The following is an 18,005-nucleotide window of genomic DNA, read 5'->3' on the forward strand; positions in this document are numbered from 1 at the left end:
ACTGGCTATCCCTTTGATCCCACGAAGTTTAGCATCCATGGCGTTCCAAAACGATCCGTGAAAGTGGTGAAACGCTCGGCCCAGAATGTTTCTTCTGGCGGCATATGAATCGCCTTTGCATCCTTAGAAAGCGCTTCGAAAATACGGTCAAATTCCGCCAGTGAATCTGGGGCGATGGAGATAGAGAAACCCTGCTGCGCGGTTTCGCGGCCCTCGGGCATATCTGACGCCATTACCGTCGCGCTGCCCAGCTTGATTGCCATATTCATCACAAGATCATCGCCGCCGTCCATTCGGTTGTTCGCGTCCGGAGCGTCTTTGTTCAGGAATATGCCGCCGACTTCGCCGTTAAGAGTTTCGGCATAGTGCTTCATCGCTTCGAGGCAATTTCCGTTGAAAAAAAGATAAATCGTCGGTTCCATATTCTGTCCTTTCAATACAATAAAGGAGGCCAGCAGACCTGCGCCTTCCGCAAATTGGGGCGCGATCAGTATACATGGAAACGCAACGCAATTCTAATTATTGCGCGTCGTCGAAATACTCTGGATGGGCCTTTCGCACATCTTCAACAAGGCGCACAACCGAATACAAATGCGCGCGCAGGCGCTCTTCGGCTTGGGCTAAATCTCGGTTGCAAATGCTTTCAACGATTTGCACGTGTTCCTGATGGGCAATCTCTGCGCGCTTGCTGAGCGTCATGTACCGCACACGATCAAGATGGACCTTCTGGTTCTTAACTAGACACCACGCATTGGGGTGCCCCGCAATCTCGGCAATGGTTTTATGAAGCTGATCGTCCAGTTCATGAAACAAGAGCTGGTTATTCACCTTTATCGCGTCGCTTTGTTCGGCAACTAATGTTTTAAGCGCATCCATATCCGTGGCGGTCATCTTGCGCATCGCTTCACGAAGGCATTCGACCTCAAGCGCGGTTCGGTTAAATCGCGCATCAAGGAGTGCCTGTTCTGAAATCAGCGTTACCGTCGTGGCTTTTTGGGGGCGAATATTGAGAAACCCAAGCTCGGACAGGCGATAGAACGCATCTCTCACGGGTTGGCGCGAAATGCCTAGGTTCTTGGCGACTTCGGCCTCCGAGATTTTCGACCCAGGAAGGAGTTCCAAGCGGATCACCGCGGATTTGATCACCTTAAAGGCCTGATCGGTCGTTGTGGTTGTCTCGAATTGTGCAAAAGAGGCCGGTAGGGGCATTGCGGTGCTCGTTCTATTTGACGGGTGGTGCATACTAGCATATTAGTTTGCTAGACGTATCGCAATCGAAATTGGTGCCACCATGACAATTAACGATGAAAACCGCCTTTTCCCCGCCGAATCGAGCGTGAGAAAGATTGCACGAGAGTTGTATGAAACGATTGCCGATTTGCCGATCATAAGCCCTCACGGGCATTGTGATCCTCGGTGGTTCGCTGAAAATGAACGTTTTCCTGATCCGGCGCAGCTAATTGTTGTCCCTGATCACTATGTGTTCCGCATGTTGGTGTCGCAGGGCGTGTCAATGGCCGATCTTGGCGTGCCGAGCGCCGATGGAGCGCCAGTTGAACAAGATCCGCGCAAAATCTGGCGCCGCTTTGCCGAGAATTTCCACCTGTTCCGCGGTACTCCCTCGGCCATGTGGCTCGATCACTCGTTCGAGCATGTGTTCGGGCTTACAGAGCGACTAACTGCGGATAACGCGGACGCCTATTATGACCACATCGACAGCAAACTTGCCGATGAAGCTTTTCGGCCTCGGGCACTATTTGAGCGCTTCAACATTGAGGTTCTTTCAACAACCGAAAGTGCGCTCGACGATCTGAAGTGGCACAAAATGATTGCCGGCAGCGACTGGAATGGCCGCGTCGTAACAACATATCGGCCAGATTCCGTGGTTGACCCAGAGTTTGAGGGGTTTGCCGAGAATGTCGCCGCATTTGGAGAACTCACTGGTGAGGACACGACCTCTTGGGAAGGGTATCTGAATGCGCACCGCGCGCGCCGCGCTTTCTTTATGGAGCATGGCGCAACTGCGAGTGACCACGGCCACGCCACCGCCCGCACCGAGAACTTTTCCAAATCACAAGCGGCGGAGTTGTTTGAGAAGGCGCTCGCGGGCAATTGCACCCCGCAAGAAGCAGACGCTTTCCGTGGCCATATGCTCACAGAGATGGCGCGCATGAGTGTGGAGGACGGTTTGGTTATGCAAATCCATCCGGGGTCTTACCGCAATCATTCCAAGCCGGTTTTCGATGGGTTCGGGCGCGACAAAGGGTTCGATATTCCGACGCAAACTGAATATGTAAAGGCGCTAAAGCCGATGCTGGACGCGGTCGGAATGGAACCGTCGCTGGCGGTTATTCTCTTTACACTGGATGAATCTACTTATGGGCGAGAGCTTGCACCGCTTGCTGGCGCGTATCCTTCGCTGAAGCTCGGGCCGCCGTGGTGGTTCTTTGATAGCAACGAAGGTATCCGTCGCTTCCGCGAGGCAACGACGGAAACCTGTGGGTTCTACAACACAGCAGGGTTCAATGATGACACTCGTGCGTTCTGCTCTATTCCTGCGCGCCACGATGTCGCGCGGCGATCCGATTGTGCGTACCTCGCGACGCTTGTTTCGACAGGACGGCTCAATATGGCGGAAGCAAGCGAAGTTGCGATTGATCTGACTTACCGTCTCGCGAAACAGGCCTATCGTCTTTGAAACACACCGCATTCACTCAAGAAGGACAAACATGACAAATACTTACCCGAAAGTTCAGGCTGACACAGGCATCCAACGCCAAGTACTCGCCGAGAACCCCGAGATGATGGTGGTTGCCGTTGATTTTGAACAGGGCGCGATCGGCGCGGCCCATCACCACCCGCATCTACAGGCGACATATGTTGAATCCGGACGTTTCGTATTCAACGTTGCGGGCAAGGATATCGAAGTCGGCGTAGGCGATAGCCTTGTTGTGCCGTCTAATGCTGAACATGGCTGCCGCTGTGTCGAAGCAGGGCGCCTTGTCGATACTTTTACTCCACGTCGCGATGATTTTCTCTGAAAGGACACATAAATGACTGATGCTCAAACGCGCTATGCGATTGATCCCGCAACTGCCAAAACACTTGATACAGAGGAGTTGCGCGCACATTTCCACGTAGGCGACCTTTTCGCCGAAGGCGAGATCAAACTGGTTTACAGCCATTATGATCGCCTACTGCTCGGAAGTGCCGTACCGGGCAAAGGAACGCTGACGCTTGATCATGTTCCAGAAACGGGCACCAAGAATTTCCTAGAGCGTCGCGAACTTGGCGTTCTAAACATTGGCGATTCAGGCACTATCAAAGTTGCGGGCGAGACATATGAAATTGCGCGCGGTGAAGTGCTCTATGTGGGCATGGGCAGCGGCGCTGTGGAATTCTCTGGGGCAGGGCGGTTCTATATCCTCTCGGCACCTGCGCATCAGACCTACCCGACAAAGCTCATCCGCGAAGCCGACGCCAAGCGCGTTGAGCTTGGTTCTGCCGAGCAAGCAAACGAGCGCGTGATTATTCAATTGCTGCACCCTGACGTGTGTCAGAGCTGTCAGTTGTTGATGGGGTATACCCAATTCAAAGCGGGGTCCGTTTGGAACACAATGCCTTCGCACGTTCATGATCGTCGTATGGAGGCATATCTATACTTTGATCTGGATAAGGATCAGCGCGTTTTCCACTTTATGGGCGAGCCGACCCAAACGCGCCACATCATCATGGCAAACGAAGAGGCTGTGATTTCGCCGCCGTGGTCTATCCACTCGGGCGCTGGAACTGGCTCTTATACGTTCTGTTGGGCGATGGCAGGCGACAACGTGGACTTTACCGATATGGATATGGTTCCGATGGACGTCCTACGTTAGTTGAAAGCGGGCGCGGCAGTTGAATGCCGCGCCCAACTCATTAGGCAAGATCTGCATTCATGATCTTGGTCCAGACGGCAACGAAGTCCTCTACGAACTTATCTTGTGCGTCTGACTGGGCATATACCTCGGCAAGTGCGCGAAGCTGCGAGTTCGACCCAAAGATCAAATCAACACGTGTACCCGTCCATTTGACTTTGCCAGTTGCGCGATCGCGGCCTTCGAAGATGGTTTCGTCCTCGTCCGCTGCACTCCACTCGACACCCATATCCAGAATATTCGTAAAGAAATCAGTGGTTAGGGCACCTGCGCGGTTGGTTAGAACTCCATGCGATGTGCCTTGGTAGTTCGCACCCAAGCTCCTCATTCCTCCGAGCAGCACAGTCATCTCTGGCGCTGTCAGCGTCAGAAGCTGTGCCTTATCAACCAGCATCTCTTCGGCAGAAGTCGAGAACTTCCCTTTGGAATAGTTACGGAAACCATCCGCGAGTGGTTCAAGCGGCTCAAATGCTTCTGCGTCGGTATCTTCTGCCGTCGCATCCATACGGCCAGCAGTGAAGGGCACTGTGATCGTGTGGCCACCATCCTCTGCTGCTTTCTCGATCGCGGCAGCTCCGCCCAGAACGATAAGGTCGGCAAGCGATACTTTCGTGCCGCCCGAAGCAGAGGCGTTGAACTCGGATTGAATACCTTCGAGTGTCTTCAGAACCTTCTGAAGCATTTCAGGCTGATTTACTTTCCAATCCTTCTGCGGCGCCAGACGGATGCGCGCGCCGTTTGCGCCCCCGCGTTTGTCCGAGTCACGGTATGTTGAGGCCGAAGCCCAAGCAGTCGAAACAAGCTCCGCAACGGTCAAATCAGAACCGAGGATTTTAGCCTTGAGCGCTTGGATGTCACCATCATCCACCAGCGGATGATCAACCTCTGGAATAGGGTCCTGCCAGATTAGTTTTTCTGACGGAACGTCTTCGCCCAAGTACCGATGACGCGGTCCCATATCGCGGTGTGTTAGCTTGTACCAAGCGCGCGCAAAGGCATCCGCGAACTCTTCGGGGTTCTCATGGAAACGCTTTGAGATCGGGCCATAAATCGGGTCCATCCGAAGCGCCATGTCGGCGGTCGTCATCATTGTTTTGACGCGCTTGTTTGCGTCCTCTGCTGCAGGGGCAAGGCTCTCTGGTTTTGGATCAACAGGGGCCCATTGCCACGCGCCTGCGGGGCTTTTCACCAGTTCCCACTCATATCCAAACAGTAGATCGAAGAAGCCGTTATCCCATTGCGTCGGGTTTGCTGTCCATGCGCCTTCGATTCCGCTACCGATTTGGTCGCCGCCTTTGCCGCTCTTGTAAGAGCTGATCCAGCCAAGTCCCATGTCGGCGATGCCTGCGGCTTCTGGCTCTGGTCCAACATGGGAGTCCGGTCCAGCGCCGTGCGCCTTACCAAAGGTGTGCCCACCCGCAACAAGCGCCACGGTTTCCTCGTCATTCATCGCCATACGCGCAAATGTCTCGCGGATGTCGCGACCGGATGCGAGTACATCTGGCTCACCGTTTGGTCCCTCAGGGTTTACGTAAATAAGCCCCATTTGAACCGCAGCGAGTGGTTTTTCCAATTCGCGATCACCACTATAGCGTTTGTCACCAAGCCACTCGGCCTCGGCACCCCAATAGATGTCTTGCTCTGGCTCCCAGATATCCTCGCGTCCACCAGCAAAGCCGAATGTCTTGCCGCCCATAGACTCAATCGCGCAGTTTCCTGTGAGGATAAACAAATCCGCCCATGAAATCTGGTTGCCGTATTTTTGTTTGATGGGCCACAAGAGGCGACGTGCCTTGTCGAGATTCACGTTATCTGGCCAGCTATTGAGCGGGGCAAAGCGTTGCGATCCTGTCGAGCTACCACCGCGACCGTCAGCGGTACGATATGTTCCCGCGCTGTGCCATGCCATGCGAATGAACATCGGGCCATAGTGCCCGTAATCTGCTGGCCACCAGTCCTGACTGTCAGTCATAAGGTCGTACAGGTCTTGTTTCAGGGCCTTGAGGTCCAGCTTTGCAAATTCCTTGGCATAGTCGAACGACTTCGCCATCGGCGAAGATTTCTGCGATTGCTGGTGAAGAATGTTCAGGTTGAGCTGGTTCGGCCACCAATCCCGATTGGAGCGCTCGCCCAAGCGCGCGGCGCCATGTGGGAAGGGGCATTTCCCTGCGGATGAAGTGTCGTTTCCGTCCATTTTCGTCTCCTATGATAATATTTTGGATGGCGCGGCCATTTCCAATTTGTCTTGTGAGTAGATTAGCGCAGTCAAAGAGTAAGTAAAAATTGCAATTTCTGATCGAAAGAATAGGCTGAGATTATGATACATTTTACAATCAGACAACTTCGCTATTTCGAAGCACTGGCGGAATTTGGCCATTTCGGACGAGCCGCGCAGGCCTGTTCTATCTCGCAGCCAGCATTATCCATGCAGATCAAAGAGCTGGAAGAGTCTCTCGGAATTGCGTTGTTCGAACGTCAGGCGCGGCAGGTGCAGCTGACGGGGTTTGGGCATGAGTTCGCTTTACGTGTTAGCACGATTCTAAGGTCGGTTGATGATCTTGCGGATTTGGCGCGCGCGTCCCGTGAAAAGCTCGTCGGGCGCTTGCGCATCGGGATTATCCCTACGGTTGCGCCCTATTTGCTTCCTTTGATCATTCGGAGTCTGGCGCGCGAGTATCCTGACCTTGACGTGCAAGTTCGCGAAACAGTGACGCCTAACCTTATCCAAGGGTTAAATGACGGTCGCTTGGATTTGGCGATTGCCGCCCTGCCTGTTTCGGAATCTTCGCTGACTGAAGTGGAGCTAATTGAAGAGGAGTTTATGCTCGTTCGGCCACGCCATGATGCCAATGAACCCATCCCAGATCGCAAAGCGCTTCGGGAAATGCGGCTGCTATTGCTTGAAGAGGGACATTGTTTCCGCGATCAGGCGCTCTCTTTCTGTAATTTCCAGTCAGGAAAACCGCGCGAGATGCTTGAGGGCAGTTCGCTGTCCACGCTGGTACAGATGGTCGGAAGCGGCCTTGGCGTGACGCTTATTCCAGAAATGGCTGTGGACGTAGACGCGCGCTCGGCCCCCGTCTCAGTAACGCGCTTCCCAGAGCCGCAACCGACAAGGCGCATCGGGATGGTTTGGCGTAAATCCAGCCCGCTGGAAAAACAGTTGGTGGATGTGTCCGAAGTGGTTCGTAACGCGGCGAACTTGCTTCGTGAAAGGCGCGCGGTTGTTTGAGCAGTAACGCGTAATGACAAAGCGGCCCGCGTTAACGGGGCCGCTTTGGTTTATGCGGCGGCCATTGGCCCATCAAAGATGTGGCCGCCTGCATTTCGTATCAGACGATCCCACCACCAAGGCCACTGACCTTTGGGCGTTCCTCGCCAACTTTGGCGCGATATCCCGAGGCGCGATAGGTGGCGATTGGATCAATCGCACCACCGTTTTCAAGACGCGCCATTGCAAGGATCGGCTCTACATCTGTACGGAACCCCGCCTTGAGCGTATTTGACGCCATAAGTGCATCGTTCGTGTCCTGATATCCCGCAAGCGCGTCGCGATCCACGATCAACGCTTGAGCATAGGCGCGCTGCACTTCCATCGCGCTTTGCATAAGGCTCTCGATTGGGTCGGTCACGTTGTGGCTTTGATCGAGCATATGCATCGGATCAAACCCTTCGACACCTTCAGCCTCGACCAATTCGTTGAACACAAGGAACAAGCGATACGGATCAATAGAGGCCGTGTCCAAATCATCGTCGCCGTACTTGCTATCGTTGAAGTGAAAGCCACCGAGCTTGCCGAACTGGATGAGGCGCGAAACGATCATCTCGATGTTTACGTTCGGCGCGTGATGACCGAGGTCCACCAAACACTGCGCTTTGTCGCCCAACTCTTTGGCGATCATATAGTTGGTGCCCCAGTCCTGAACCACCGTTGAGTAAAAAGCGGGTTCGAAGATCTTGTGCTCGGTCAGGAGCTTCCAGTCGCCCGGAATCTTTGAGTAAATCGTGCGCGCAGAGTCGAGGTAGCGATCGAACTGCTTGGCGAAATTGCTTTGACCGGGGAAGTTCGAGCCATCGCCGACCCAGATCGTCAGCGCCTTGGAGCCGATTTTCTGGCCAAGCTCGATACATTCAAGGTTATGCTCAATCGCCTGAGTACGCGTCGCGGCATCAACATGAGAGAGCGACCCATACTTATAGCTGTGCGTTTGGTCCTCTTGATCCTGAAACGTGTTTGAGTTCATCGCATCAAACGTGAGGCCCACTTCTTGGGCCTTTGCGTTTAGGTCCTCGGGGCTTTGTTTGTCCCATGGAATATGAAGCGAAACGCTCGGAGTGGCGCGGGTAAGGGCCTGAATGACACCGCAATCGTCCATCTTGTCAAAGATATGCCGTGGTTCGCCAATTCCGGGAAAACGAGCAAAACGCGTTCCGCCCGTGCCCACGCCCCAACTTGGGACCGCAATGCCATAGCGCGCAACGCGTGCCTTGATACCCTCAATATCAATGCCGCGGCGCGAGAGGTGCTCTCCTAGTGCATCATAGTCGGCGCGTAGTTTCTCTTGTTCCGTCGCGTTGTTCTGCGCGATTGTATCTGCTGAGATCATGAACGATCCTCCTTGCGTTCAAGCGGGCTCGACGCGTGGCCGAGCCCAAATATTTAGCGTGTGAATGCCTGAACATTCCCTGCGTCAACGTTGATGATATTGCCCGTCGATTTGGACGAGTTCTCAGACGCAAAGAAATACGCCGCCTCTGCAATATCCGTCGGCAACACTGACCGCTTGAGCATCGAGCGCTGACGATAGTGCTCCTCTAGACCCTCTTTGTCCTTGCCGTATGTCGCGGCACGTTCCTTGAGCCAGTCACCTGACCAGATTTTGGACCCTTGAAGAACAGCGTCAGGGTTAACGACGTTCACGCGGATGCCTGCTTCTGCACCTTCCAGCGCCAAGCAGCGTGCAAGGTGAATCTCGGACGCTTTTGCGGTGCAATAGGCCGCTGCATTCGGTGATGCTGCAAGGCCGTTTTTGGAGGCGATGAACACGATGCTGCCGCCGATGTCCTGCTTGCGCAAAACCTTGAACGCTTCGCGGCTCACAAGGAAATACCCCGTCGAGAGGATGGACATGTTCTTGTCCCACAACGCGAGCGTGGTCTCTTCGATTGGCGCCGAAGAGGCGATACCAGCATTTGAAACAAGGATATCAACCCCGCCAAACTCAACCGCAGTTTGGGCAAAGGCTGCCTGAACCGCGGCTTCGTCGGTCACGTCCATCACAACACCACGCACGACATCTTTGGAGTATTTGTCGGCGAGAGCTGCTTTGGTTTCGTTCAATGAATCTTCTGCGATATCTGCCAGAACAACACATGCGCCCTCGGCAAGGTAACGATCGGCTGTCGCGGCGCCGATCCCACCAGCGCCACCTGTCACGAATGCTACGCGGCCCGCGAGGGATTTTGGCTTGGGCATCCGCTGTAGTTTGGCTTCTTCGAGGAGCCAGTATTCGATGTCGAACGCTTCTTGCTCTGGTAGGCCACAGTATTCGCTAACCGAAGAGGAGCCGCGCATCACGTTGATTGCGTTTACATAAAATTCACCGGAAATGCGCGCGGTCGCTTTGTCCTTGGCGAAGGTCAGCATCCCAACGCCTGGGATCAAATAAACAACGGCATTCGGGTCGCGAAGCGCGGGGCTGTCGCTATGTTTGCAGCGTTCGTAATATGCGCTGTAATCCTCGCGGTAATCCGCGATCGCCTTTTCCAAACCTTCGAGTGTCGCGTCTACGTCCGGCTTGGCAGGGTCGAAATCAATCACGAGCGGGCGAATCTTTGTGCGCAGGAAGTGGTCGGGGCAGGAAGTCCCGAGGGCCGCGAGGGGCTCCATATTCTTGCTGTTCACAAATTCCAGAACCGCGTCGGAATCGTCAAAGTTACCGACCATGTGCTGCTGACCCGAGATCATCCCGCGAATGGCTGGCATCAACGCGGCTGCAACGGCATCGCGCTCTGACTGTGGAAGTGAGGTGTGCTTTGCGCCGCCGAAAGCGGGGATGTCTTTGGTTTCTTCTGCGAACCAGTCCATCGCTTTCTGGATGATTTCAAGCGTCAAATCATAACAGGCGCGCGCATCGTCATCCCATGTAAACAGTCCGTGGGACTCAAGAACAACGCCTTTTGCGTTGGGGTTATCAAGACAGAATTTCTCAAGCCACAGGCCAAGCTCATAACCGGGTTTCTTCCAAGGAAGCCAGCCGATGTCATCGCCAAAAATCTTTTGAGTCAACTCACGCGAGTTCTTGGAGGCCGCAATCGCAATGATTGCGTCTGGATGCATGTGGTCAACGTGCTTGCGCGGAACATACGCATGAAGCGGAGTGTCGATAGAAGCCGCGCGCGGGTTGAGATTGAATGTGCAATGGGGCAGGTGGCCGACCATTTCATCCTCATACTCGACCCCGCGATAGATGCTTTTCAGCGCACGCAGCTTGTCCATGTACAGCGTGGCGAATCCGTCCATCTTGATCGAGCCAACATCGCCGCCAGAACCTTTTACCCACAGAACTTCGACTTCTTCACCTGTGAGAGGATCTTTTTCCATGACTTTGGCAGAGGTGTTGCCGCCACCATAGTTGGTAATCCGTTTGTCAGAACCAAGCAAATTCGAGCGATATAGCAAGAGCTCCGACTGGCTCATTCCCTTCGCGGTATCCTCCTCCCAAGCATTTACGAGCTTGGGCGCGTCAGCAGGTTTTAGCATCTGTTTCCTCCCGATAAAAATCGGCTATCTGTGATTGAAATCACGTAAACAATGAGCGGAGTGCGGCGTTATGTCAATCAGAAACAATCATGATCGGTCAATAATGGTGAATATATGATTGGTTATGACAAAATATTGTTGACAATGAGCGGAAGTGACCGCAATCTTCTGGCCAAGGGAGGACGAAATGCACGAATCTGAGCGCCATCGCATCATATTGTCAGCGGTACAGGATCGACCTGTGGTGACTGTGCTCGATATCTGTCAACTGACAGGTGCGTCCGAGGCGACCATTCGCCGTGATATTGCCTCTCTCCATATGCAGAAGAAGCTTCGCCGTGTGCGTGGTGGGGCCGAATCTATCAACCCGCCGCAATTCGTCGGGCTTGCGGGGCGACCGTTTTCGATCAACGAAACAAGGTTTGTTCCACAAAAGCAGGCCATCGCGCGCGCAGCAGCAGAGATGTGCGAAGAGGGCGATCCCATCATCATCAATGGCGGGACAACCACGTTCCAGATGGTGCACCCGCTCGCAACGCGGCACCTTCAGGTGTTCACCAATTCATTTCCGATTGCAGAACACCTTCTTAAGAACTCCAAGAACACGATCATGCTGTCGGGTGGCGCGATTTATCGCGAGCAGAACATTATCCTGTCGCCGTTTGATAACGACGTGACACGTAATTTCTATGCGCGGCGCATGTTTATGGGGGCGCAGGGTATCGGCCCGCTTGGCTTGATGGAAGCGGACCCGCTCTTGATACAGGCAGAGCAAAAACTGATCGGACAGGCGGATGAGTTAGTCGTTTTGGCCGATAGTTCCAAGTTCAAGAACCGATCCAGCCTCGTGCTGTGCCCGCTGACCAAGATTCACACCGTCATTACCGATGAGCGGATTTCAGACAAGGATGCATCCATGCTCGAAGCAGCGGATGTAAAACTCGTGGTGGCCCCCAATACGGCCACAAAACAAGAAAGCTCGGCATCATAACAAAATAACTGGATGTCGGGAAAATTACTCAGTGGAGGAGAAAACATGAGTATTCTAAAGAAGGCACTAACGTCTGTTGCTGTTGCGGCCATGTTCACGGCATCCGCGGCTCAGGCCGAAGATACGCGCATCGCACTTGTTGTTAAGGCGCTCGGGATTGGTTTCTTTGAGGCGGCCGCAAAGGGCGCAGAAGAAGCTGCGGCCGAGCTTGGTGACGTAGAGATCATCTATACTGGTCCAACCGACACAACTGCCGAAGGGCAAATCGAAGTCATCAACGCGCTGATTGCTCAGCAAGTTGACGCGATTGCTGTTTCTTCGAACGATACAGACGCGCTCGTACCTGTGCTCAAGAAAGCAATGCAGCGCGGCATCACCGTCATCAGCTGGGATTCCGGCGTAGCCCCCGAAGGGCGCGAGCTTCACCTGAACCCATCGTCCAACCCATTGATTGGGAACATGATTGTTAAGTTGGCGGCAGATCACCTTCCTGACGGTGGTGATGTGGCTGTACTCTCTGCGACAACAACTTCGACAAACCAGAACATCTGGATCGAAGAGATGAACAAAGTTCTGCCGAACTACGAAGGCATCAATGTTGTAGGAACAGTCTATGGTGACGACCTCGCGGACAAATCCTATCGCGAAGCCAATGGCCTGATGCAAACATATCCCGACCTCAAGGCAATCATTGCGCCGACATCCGTTGGTATCGTTGCGGCGGCGCAGGCTGTTGCTGATGCGGGCAAGATCGGTGAAGTGAACGTAACTGGCCTTGGACTTCCGTCCGAAATGGCTGGTGCGATCGAAAGCGGTGCGTCCAAGTCTTTTGCGATCTGGAACCCGATTGACCTCGGCTACTCTGCAACAATGCTGGCTTACAACCTTGCAACAGACAAAGCAGAAGCAGCGCCGAATGCGGAAATTCCAATGGGTCGCATGGGTACTTTGACGCTGGATGAAAACAACGAGGGCGCTATGGCGGACCCGTTTGTTTACGATGCGTCCAACATCGCCGACTTTAAAGACATCTTCTAAAGTCGCACTTCTTGCCCTGACGCGCTCCCCGTCAGGGCATCCTTATTCCTAAAATTACGGACTTCGCATGTTGTTGGAGACTAAAAATACGTTGGATTCATCAACGGGAAAACCTGTTCTGGCGCTTAAGGGGGTCAGCAAGATTTTTCCGGGCGTCAAGGCGCTGAATGAAGTGTCGCTTGAGCTTTATCCAGGACAAGTGACGGCTCTCGTTGGTGAAAACGGCGCAGGAAAATCGACCGTTGTGAAAGTCATGACAGGTATTTACCAGCCCGACGGCGGTGAAATCCTGATTGACGATCAGGTGGTCTCGTTTCCGACAGCGCACCATGCCTCGGATATGGGGGTTACGGCGATCCATCAGGAAACCGTGCTCTTCGATGAATTGTCCGTCGCCGAAAATATCTTTATCGGTCACGCGCCGCGCACCAAAACGGGGCTGATTGATACGCGTGCCATGATTGAAAGCGCGCATCTTATCCTTGATGATATCGGCGCAAATATTGACCCTACCGTGCGCCTTCGCGATCTGGGGATTGCGAACAAACACCTAGTTGCCATTGCGCGCGCCCTTTCGGTTGATGCGCGCGTGGTGATCATGGACGAGCCAACCGCCGCTCTTAGCCACAAAGAAATCACCGAGCTGTACGAGCTGGTTGAGCAACTCAAGGCGCAGGGCAAGGCCATCCTGTTTATCTCTCACAAGTTCGACGAAATTTTCCGAATTGCCGACCGTTACACAGTGTTCCGTGACGGGCAGTTCGTAGGCCAAGGCAAGATTGCCGACGTGAACGAGGATGACCTTGTGAACATGATGGTTGGTCGTTCAGTTGATGCGATCTTCCCTGAACGCAAGGCGAATATCGGGCCTGAAGTTCTTCAGGTTACGGGGTATAGCCACCCGACCGAGTTCGCGGAAATTAACTTTTCTCTCAAGCGCGGTGAAATCCTTGGGTTTTATGGTCTTGTTGGCGCAGGTCGTTCCGAGTTTATGCAATCCCTTTTCGGTATCACCAAACCGTCCAAAGGTGTGGTGCGACTTCATGGGGATATCAAGGTAATCCGTTCGCCCGCTGCGGCAATTGCGAATGGTATTGTCTATGTGCCAGAGGATCGCGGCAAGCAGGGCGCAGTGACGGGATTGCCTATTTTCCAAAACGTCACACTGCCCTCGTTGTCTCAAACGTCGCGAAAGGGCTTCTTGCGACTTGCGGAGGAATTCGCTCTGGCGCGCGAATATACATCGCGTTTGGATTTGCGCGCGGCGTCGTTGGATCAGAACGTCGGCAATCTTTCCGGCGGCAACCAGCAAAAGGTTGTGATCGCCAAATGGCTCGCCACTCAACCCAGCGTGATCATCCTCGATGAACCGACCAAAGGTATCGACATCGGATCGAAAGCGGCGGTGCATGAATTCATGGCGGAACTCGCAGAGCAGGGCCTCTCGGTGATTATGGTCAGCTCCGAGATTCCGGAAATACTGGGCATGTCCGACCGCGTAATTGTGATGCGCGAAGGACGGATGGTCGCGGAACTTGCGGGCGATGCGCTTACTCCTGAAACTTTGGTGCGGCACGCTGCCGGCATCTCGGAGACATAATATGTTGAAACGAATTTCGACCTCGCGCGAAGCAATCCTTCTCTATGCGATTGTGCTGTTGCTGGCGCTCATCGCGTCGCGCTTTCCGGGCTTTATTGCGCCGGCCAACCTGCTCGCAGTTCTTAACGATACCTCGCCGCTGATCATTTTGGCGCTTGGGCAAATGGTGGTTATCTTGACCCGCTGTATTGACCTAAGCGTTGCTGCGAACCTTGCTTTGACGGGCATGGTCGTTGCGATGATCAACACGGCGATGCCGGGTCTTCCGATTGTCGTGATCATAACGATTGCCGTTGGTTTGGGCGCGCTGATGGGCGCAATTAACGGTATTCTTGTGTGGAAGCTCGATATTCCACCCATCGTTGTGACGCTTGGCACGATGACAATCTTCCGCGGCGTTATCTTTCTGATTTCGGATGGGAAATGGATCAATGCCCATGAGATGAGCGATAGTTTTACAGCATTTCCGCGCGGAATGTTCCTCGGAGTACAGGGCCTTACATGGTTTGCGATTATAGTTGTGATCCTGTTCGTCATCCTGATCTCCCGCACCGCACTTGGGCGCGCATTCTTTGCCGTTGGCGGGAACCCGCATGCTGCGGTCTATACGGGGATAAACGTTGGCAAAACACAGTTCGCCGCCTTTGTAATCTCTGGCGCGCTGGCAGGACTAACTGGATATCTCTGGGTGGCGCGCTATGCGGTTGCTTATGTGGATATCGCTGGCGGGTTCGAGCTTGAGGTCGTTGCAGCCTGCGTTATTGGAGGGATCTCCATTGCGGGCGGTATCGGCTCGGTTGGGGGCGCGCTCTTGGGGGCGTTGTTCCTTGGCGTCATCAAGAACGCACTTCCCGTCGTTAACATCTCTCCCTTCTGGCAACTGGCCATCTCCGGTGCGGCTATCATCTTTGCTGTTGCGTTCAACGCCCGTGCAAACCGCGTGAAGGGCCGTGTCATCCTTAAATCTGCGGAGCATGCAACATCATGAGTATGACCGAACGTACTATTCCCGATCGTCTCACCACGCCGTTTCAGCGGTTTATCAAAAGCTGGGAAGTGCTGCTGCTCGCGGTTGCGATCTCGATCTTTGTCGTGAATTCCTTTGCGTCTCCATACTTTCTGAACGCGTGGAACCTCTCTGATGCGACGTTTAACTTTACTGAAAAGGCGATGATTGCCTTTGCGATGGCGCTGTTGATCGTCGCGGGGGAAATCGACCTGAGCGTTGCTTCAATTATCGCCTTGGCTTCCACGGCAATGGGGGCCGCCGTTCAATATGGCGCGGGCACCCCCGAGATTGTACTGATCGGTTTGCTGGTCGGCCTCGCGTGTGGCGCATTTAATGCGGTGCTAGTCACCATCATGGGGCTACCTTCGATTGTGGTAACAATCGGCACCATGAGCCTTTTTCGCGGCATCAGTTATATCGTGCTCGGAGATCAGGCCTATCGCGGCTATCCTGCGGATTTTGCCTTCTTTGGGCAGGGGTACGTGTTCTGGGTCATCAGCTTCGAGATGGTACTCTTTGCGGCTTTTGCATTGATTTACTGGGTGGTCCTTCATAAAACCAACTTTGGCCGCACCGTTTACGTTATTGGCAATAACCCTACGGCGGCGACATTCTCGGGCGTGCGGGTGAAGCGGGTGAAGTTCATTCTGTTCCTTCTGACGGGCCTCATGAGCGGTATCGCGGCGATCTGCTTGACCTCGCGGCTTGGGTCTACGCGCCCTTCGATTGCGCAGGGTTGGGAGCTTGAGGTCGTGACGATGGTTGTGCTCGGCGGGGTTAATATCCTGGGCGGTTCAGGCAGCATTCCCGGTGTGGTAATCGCCGCATTCGTGATGGGGCTGGTAACATTCGGCCTTGGGTTGCTGAACGTACCGGGGATCGTGATGTCGATCTTTATCGGTCTGTTGTTGATTGGTGTGATCGCGCTTCCACGTTTGTTCTCTAATCTCAAAGCGCGGATGAACTAATGGAAAAGATCGCTTTCACAATGCAGCTTCGAGCGGGACAACGCGATGAATACGAGCGCCGCCATGATGAGATATGGCCAGAGCTTGCAGCGCTGCTCAAGGATGCAGGCGTTTCGGATTACTCCATTCACCTAAGTCCGGAAACCAACACGCTTTTTGGTGTGCTATGGCGTGAGGATGACCACAAAATGGATGACCTTCCGAACCATCCCGTTATGCAAAAATGGTGGGCCTATATGGCGGACCTTATGGATACGCACGACAATAACGAGCCCGTTGTGAAACCTCTTGAAACGGTATTCCACCTGCCATGACACAACCAAGGCATATCGCCGTCATAGATATCGGCAAGACTAACGCTAAACTTGCGCTTGTGGATTTGGAAAAGCTTCAGGAAATCTCTGTTGTGACGCGGCCAAATAAAGTCGTGAATGATGGCCCGTGGCCACATTTCGACGTAGCAGGGCACTGGGAGTTTCTGCTTGATGCGCTGACCAACTTCCAACGAGAATACGGAATTACAGGCATTTCCATCACGACCCACGGCGCGAGTGCGGTGCTCTTGGATGAAAACGGCGACCTTGCAGCGCCAATCCTCGATTATGAATACGAAGGCCCAGACGAAGTCGCTGCAGAGTATGACGCCATTCGCCCTGATTTCGCGGAAACGGGTTCGCCCAAGCTTGCGCGCGGGTTGAATGTAGGTGCGCAGTTTTTCTGGCAGTTTAAGCGCGACCCCGAACTGCATGACCGCACCAAGCATGTTGTCACATATCCGCAGTATTGGGGCAGCCTACTTACGGGCGTGATCGCAAGTGATGTGACGTCGCTTGGATGCCATACGGACCTCTGGAATCCTTACGCCGGCACATACTCCAGCCTCACCGATACGTTGAATATTAGCGATAAAATCGCTCCTGCGCATAAATCTACCGACGTGCTTGGAACCGTGCTTCCTTGGATTGCAGAGAAAACCGGCCTTGCTGCGGATACCCCCGTCCTTTGCGGTATTCACGACTCCAATGCTTCGCTCTATCCGAACTTGCTGGGTCGCGAGGGGGCTTTCTCGGTTGTTTCCACCGGAACTTGGGTGATCGCCATGGCGGTTGGCGCGTCCAAGATTGCGCTCGATCCCGCGCAGGAAACCTTCGTGAATGTCGATGCCTTCGGCAAGCCTGTCCCTTCGGCACGATTTATGGGCGGTCGGGAGTATGAAATCGCGTCAGTAGGTTCCGATGTGCAAGCCACGCCCGAGGACGCCGAGCATGTGCTGCGCGAGCAACTGATGCTTCTGCCTGCAGTGGAGCCAACCGCTGGCCCATACAAGGGACGAAAAGCGGAATGGTTACCGAGTGAGCCAGAGCCCGCAAGCGCTGCGCGGTCCTGTGCGCTATCATTCTATTTGGCGCTTGTGACCTGCGATTGCCTCGATGTTGCTGGAGCCGAAGGGCCGATCATAATTGAAGGCCCCTTCAGCAAGAACCGCGACTTCCTTGCTATGCTCACAGTAGCGAGTGGGCGCGAGGTCATGATCTCTGAGGGTGCCACGGGCACAAGTATTGGCGCGGCTATGTTGTTTCTAAAGAACGAGCCAGATCAGCGTCTCAAGACCCAAACGGCCGAGAACCACCTACCGCTTGAATTGGCTAAGGCCTATGTCGAGCGGTGGCGGGAATTAGTGCATTAAGTGGCCCCCCATGGCTATTACGCCGAGGGGGG

Annotated in this window: 16 protein-coding genes; 11 read left to right on the top strand and 5 right to left on the bottom strand. The window is 54.1% G+C overall.

Annotation, left to right across the window (positions count from 1 at the left end):
- Nucleotides 1-5: 5 nt before the first annotated feature.
- Complete coding sequence (locus ACFE33_RS06445) at nt 6-422, bottom strand: VOC family protein (RefSeq protein WP_380058236.1); 417 nt, start codon at nt 420-422, stop codon at nt 6-8.
- 97 nt (nt 423-519) lie between these two features.
- A complete protein-coding gene (locus tag ACFE33_RS06450; protein WP_380058238.1) occupies nt 520-1,209 on the bottom strand; it encodes a GntR family transcriptional regulator in 690 nt (229 codons plus the stop codon).
- Between the two features lie 82 nt (nt 1,210-1,291).
- On the opposite strand from ACFE33_RS06450, the gene uxaC reads away from it, so the two are divergent.
- The 3 genes from uxaC to kduI are packed head-to-tail and all read left to right on the top strand — an operon-like array spanning nt 1,292 to nt 3,878.
- Complete coding sequence (gene uxaC, locus ACFE33_RS06455) at nt 1,292-2,698, top strand: glucuronate isomerase (protein ID WP_380058240.1); 1,407 nt, start codon at nt 1,292-1,294, stop codon at nt 2,696-2,698.
- Between the two features lie 31 nt (nt 2,699-2,729).
- Nucleotides 2,730-3,041, top strand: coding sequence for a cupin domain-containing protein (locus ACFE33_RS06460; protein ID WP_380058242.1), 312 nt, complete (start codon nt 2,730-2,732; stop codon nt 3,039-3,041).
- A 12-nt stretch (nt 3,042-3,053) separates the two neighbouring features.
- Nucleotides 3,054-3,878: a 5-dehydro-4-deoxy-D-glucuronate isomerase gene (gene kduI, locus ACFE33_RS06465; protein WP_380058244.1), complete on the top strand. Its 825-nt coding sequence runs from the start codon at nt 3,054-3,056 to the stop codon at nt 3,876-3,878.
- A gap of 40 nt (nt 3,879-3,918) precedes the next feature.
- Here kduI and katG read toward each other — a convergent pair whose 3' ends face one another.
- Nucleotides 3,919-6,111: a catalase/peroxidase HPI gene (katG, locus tag ACFE33_RS06470; protein ID WP_380058246.1), complete on the bottom strand. Its 2,193-nt coding sequence runs from the start codon at nt 6,109-6,111 to the stop codon at nt 3,919-3,921.
- A gap of 123 nt (nt 6,112-6,234) precedes the next feature.
- Between katG and ACFE33_RS06475 the strand changes: the two genes are divergently transcribed.
- Nucleotides 6,235-7,149 carry a LysR substrate-binding domain-containing protein gene (locus ACFE33_RS06475; protein ID WP_380058248.1) on the top strand — a complete coding sequence of 305 codons (915 nt, stop codon included), beginning with the start codon at nt 6,235-6,237 and terminating at the stop codon, nt 7,147-7,149.
- Between the two features lie 100 nt (nt 7,150-7,249).
- On the opposite strand, the gene rhaI is transcribed toward ACFE33_RS06475, so the two are convergent.
- Both rhaI and ACFE33_RS06485 read right to left on the bottom strand, forming a co-directional pair.
- Nucleotides 7,250-8,524, bottom strand: coding sequence for an L-rhamnose catabolism isomerase (gene rhaI, locus ACFE33_RS06480; protein ID WP_380058250.1), 1,275 nt, complete (start codon nt 8,522-8,524; stop codon nt 7,250-7,252).
- A gap of 53 nt (nt 8,525-8,577) precedes the next feature.
- Nucleotides 8,578-10,680 (bottom strand): bifunctional rhamnulose-1-phosphate aldolase/short-chain dehydrogenase, encoded by a 2,103-nt coding sequence (locus ACFE33_RS06485; RefSeq protein ID WP_380058251.1) that lies wholly within the window; start codon nt 10,678-10,680, stop codon nt 8,578-8,580.
- Nucleotides 10,681-10,867: 187 nt separating this feature from the next.
- On the opposite strand from ACFE33_RS06485, the gene ACFE33_RS06490 reads away from it, so the two are divergent.
- The 7 genes from ACFE33_RS06490 (at nt 10,868) to ACFE33_RS06520 (ending at nt 17,973) form a co-directional block, all read left to right on the top strand.
- Nucleotides 10,868-11,671 (top strand): DeoR/GlpR family DNA-binding transcription regulator, encoded by an 804-nt coding sequence (locus ACFE33_RS06490; protein ID WP_380058253.1) that lies wholly within the window; start codon nt 10,868-10,870, stop codon nt 11,669-11,671.
- A 45-nt stretch (nt 11,672-11,716) separates the two neighbouring features.
- Entirely contained in the window at nt 11,717-12,709 is a 993-nt protein-coding gene (gene rhaS / locus ACFE33_RS06495) for a rhamnose ABC transporter substrate-binding protein (RefSeq protein ID WP_380058255.1), read from the top strand.
- Nucleotides 12,710-12,776: 67 nt separating this feature from the next.
- Nucleotides 12,777-14,309 (top strand): sugar ABC transporter ATP-binding protein, encoded by a 1,533-nt coding sequence (locus tag ACFE33_RS06500; RefSeq protein WP_380058257.1) that lies wholly within the window; start codon nt 12,777-12,779, stop codon nt 14,307-14,309.
- Between the two features lies 1 nt (nt 14,310).
- Nucleotides 14,311-15,297: an ABC transporter permease gene (locus tag ACFE33_RS06505; protein WP_380058259.1), complete on the top strand. Its 987-nt coding sequence runs from the start codon at nt 14,311-14,313 to the stop codon at nt 15,295-15,297.
- Complete coding sequence (locus tag ACFE33_RS06510) at nt 15,294-16,286, top strand: ABC transporter permease (protein ID WP_380058261.1); 993 nt, start codon at nt 15,294-15,296, stop codon at nt 16,284-16,286. Before ACFE33_RS06505 ends, ACFE33_RS06510 begins: the two co-directional genes overlap by 4 nt.
- On the top strand, nt 16,286-16,600 hold the full coding sequence (rhaM, locus tag ACFE33_RS06515; protein ID WP_380058263.1) for an L-rhamnose mutarotase: 315 nt from the start codon (nt 16,286-16,288) through the stop codon (nt 16,598-16,600). Before ACFE33_RS06510 ends, rhaM begins: the two co-directional genes overlap by 1 nt.
- Nucleotides 16,597-17,973, top strand: a complete 1,377-nt coding sequence (locus ACFE33_RS06520) for an FGGY-family carbohydrate kinase (protein WP_380058265.1) — start codon at nt 16,597-16,599, stop codon at nt 17,971-17,973. Before rhaM ends, ACFE33_RS06520 begins: the two co-directional genes overlap by 4 nt.
- Nucleotides 17,974-18,005 lie beyond the last annotated feature (32 nt).

The sequence above is a fragment of the Falsihalocynthiibacter sp. SS001 genome (assembly GCF_042445055.1).
Lineage (GTDB): Bacteria > Pseudomonadota > Alphaproteobacteria > Rhodobacterales > Rhodobacteraceae > Falsihalocynthiibacter.

Excerpts from the sequence above, each read along its gene's own strand:
- ACFE33_RS06445 (WP_380058236.1), bottom strand. The coding sequence starts at position 422 with ATGGAACCGACGATTTATCTTTTTTTCAACGGAAATTGCCTCGAAGCG.
- ACFE33_RS06450 (WP_380058238.1), bottom strand. The coding sequence starts at position 1,209 with ATGCCCCTACCGGCCTCTTTTGCACAATTCGAGACAACCACAACGACC.
- uxaC (WP_380058240.1), top strand. The coding sequence starts at position 1,292 with ATGACAATTAACGATGAAAACCGCCTTTTCCCCGCCGAATCGAGCGTG.
- ACFE33_RS06460 (WP_380058242.1), top strand. The coding sequence starts at position 2,730 with ATGACAAATACTTACCCGAAAGTTCAGGCTGACACAGGCATCCAACGC.
- kduI (WP_380058244.1), top strand. The coding sequence starts at position 3,054 with ATGACTGATGCTCAAACGCGCTATGCGATTGATCCCGCAACTGCCAAA.
- katG (WP_380058246.1), bottom strand. The coding sequence starts at position 6,111 with ATGGACGGAAACGACACTTCATCCGCAGGGAAATGCCCCTTCCCACAT.
- ACFE33_RS06475 (WP_380058248.1), top strand. The coding sequence starts at position 6,235 with ATGATACATTTTACAATCAGACAACTTCGCTATTTCGAAGCACTGGCG.
- rhaI (WP_380058250.1), bottom strand. The coding sequence starts at position 8,524 with ATGATCTCAGCAGATACAATCGCGCAGAACAACGCGACGGAACAAGAG.
- ACFE33_RS06485 (WP_380058251.1), bottom strand. The coding sequence starts at position 10,680 with ATGCTAAAACCTGCTGACGCGCCCAAGCTCGTAAATGCTTGGGAGGAG.
- ACFE33_RS06490 (WP_380058253.1), top strand. The coding sequence starts at position 10,868 with ATGCACGAATCTGAGCGCCATCGCATCATATTGTCAGCGGTACAGGAT.
- rhaS (WP_380058255.1), top strand. The coding sequence starts at position 11,717 with ATGAGTATTCTAAAGAAGGCACTAACGTCTGTTGCTGTTGCGGCCATG.
- ACFE33_RS06500 (WP_380058257.1), top strand. The coding sequence starts at position 12,777 with ATGTTGTTGGAGACTAAAAATACGTTGGATTCATCAACGGGAAAACCT.
- ACFE33_RS06505 (WP_380058259.1), top strand. The coding sequence starts at position 14,311 with ATGTTGAAACGAATTTCGACCTCGCGCGAAGCAATCCTTCTCTATGCG.
- ACFE33_RS06510 (WP_380058261.1), top strand. The coding sequence starts at position 15,294 with ATGAGTATGACCGAACGTACTATTCCCGATCGTCTCACCACGCCGTTT.
- rhaM (WP_380058263.1), top strand. The coding sequence starts at position 16,286 with ATGGAAAAGATCGCTTTCACAATGCAGCTTCGAGCGGGACAACGCGAT.
- ACFE33_RS06520 (WP_380058265.1), top strand. The coding sequence starts at position 16,597 with ATGACACAACCAAGGCATATCGCCGTCATAGATATCGGCAAGACTAAC.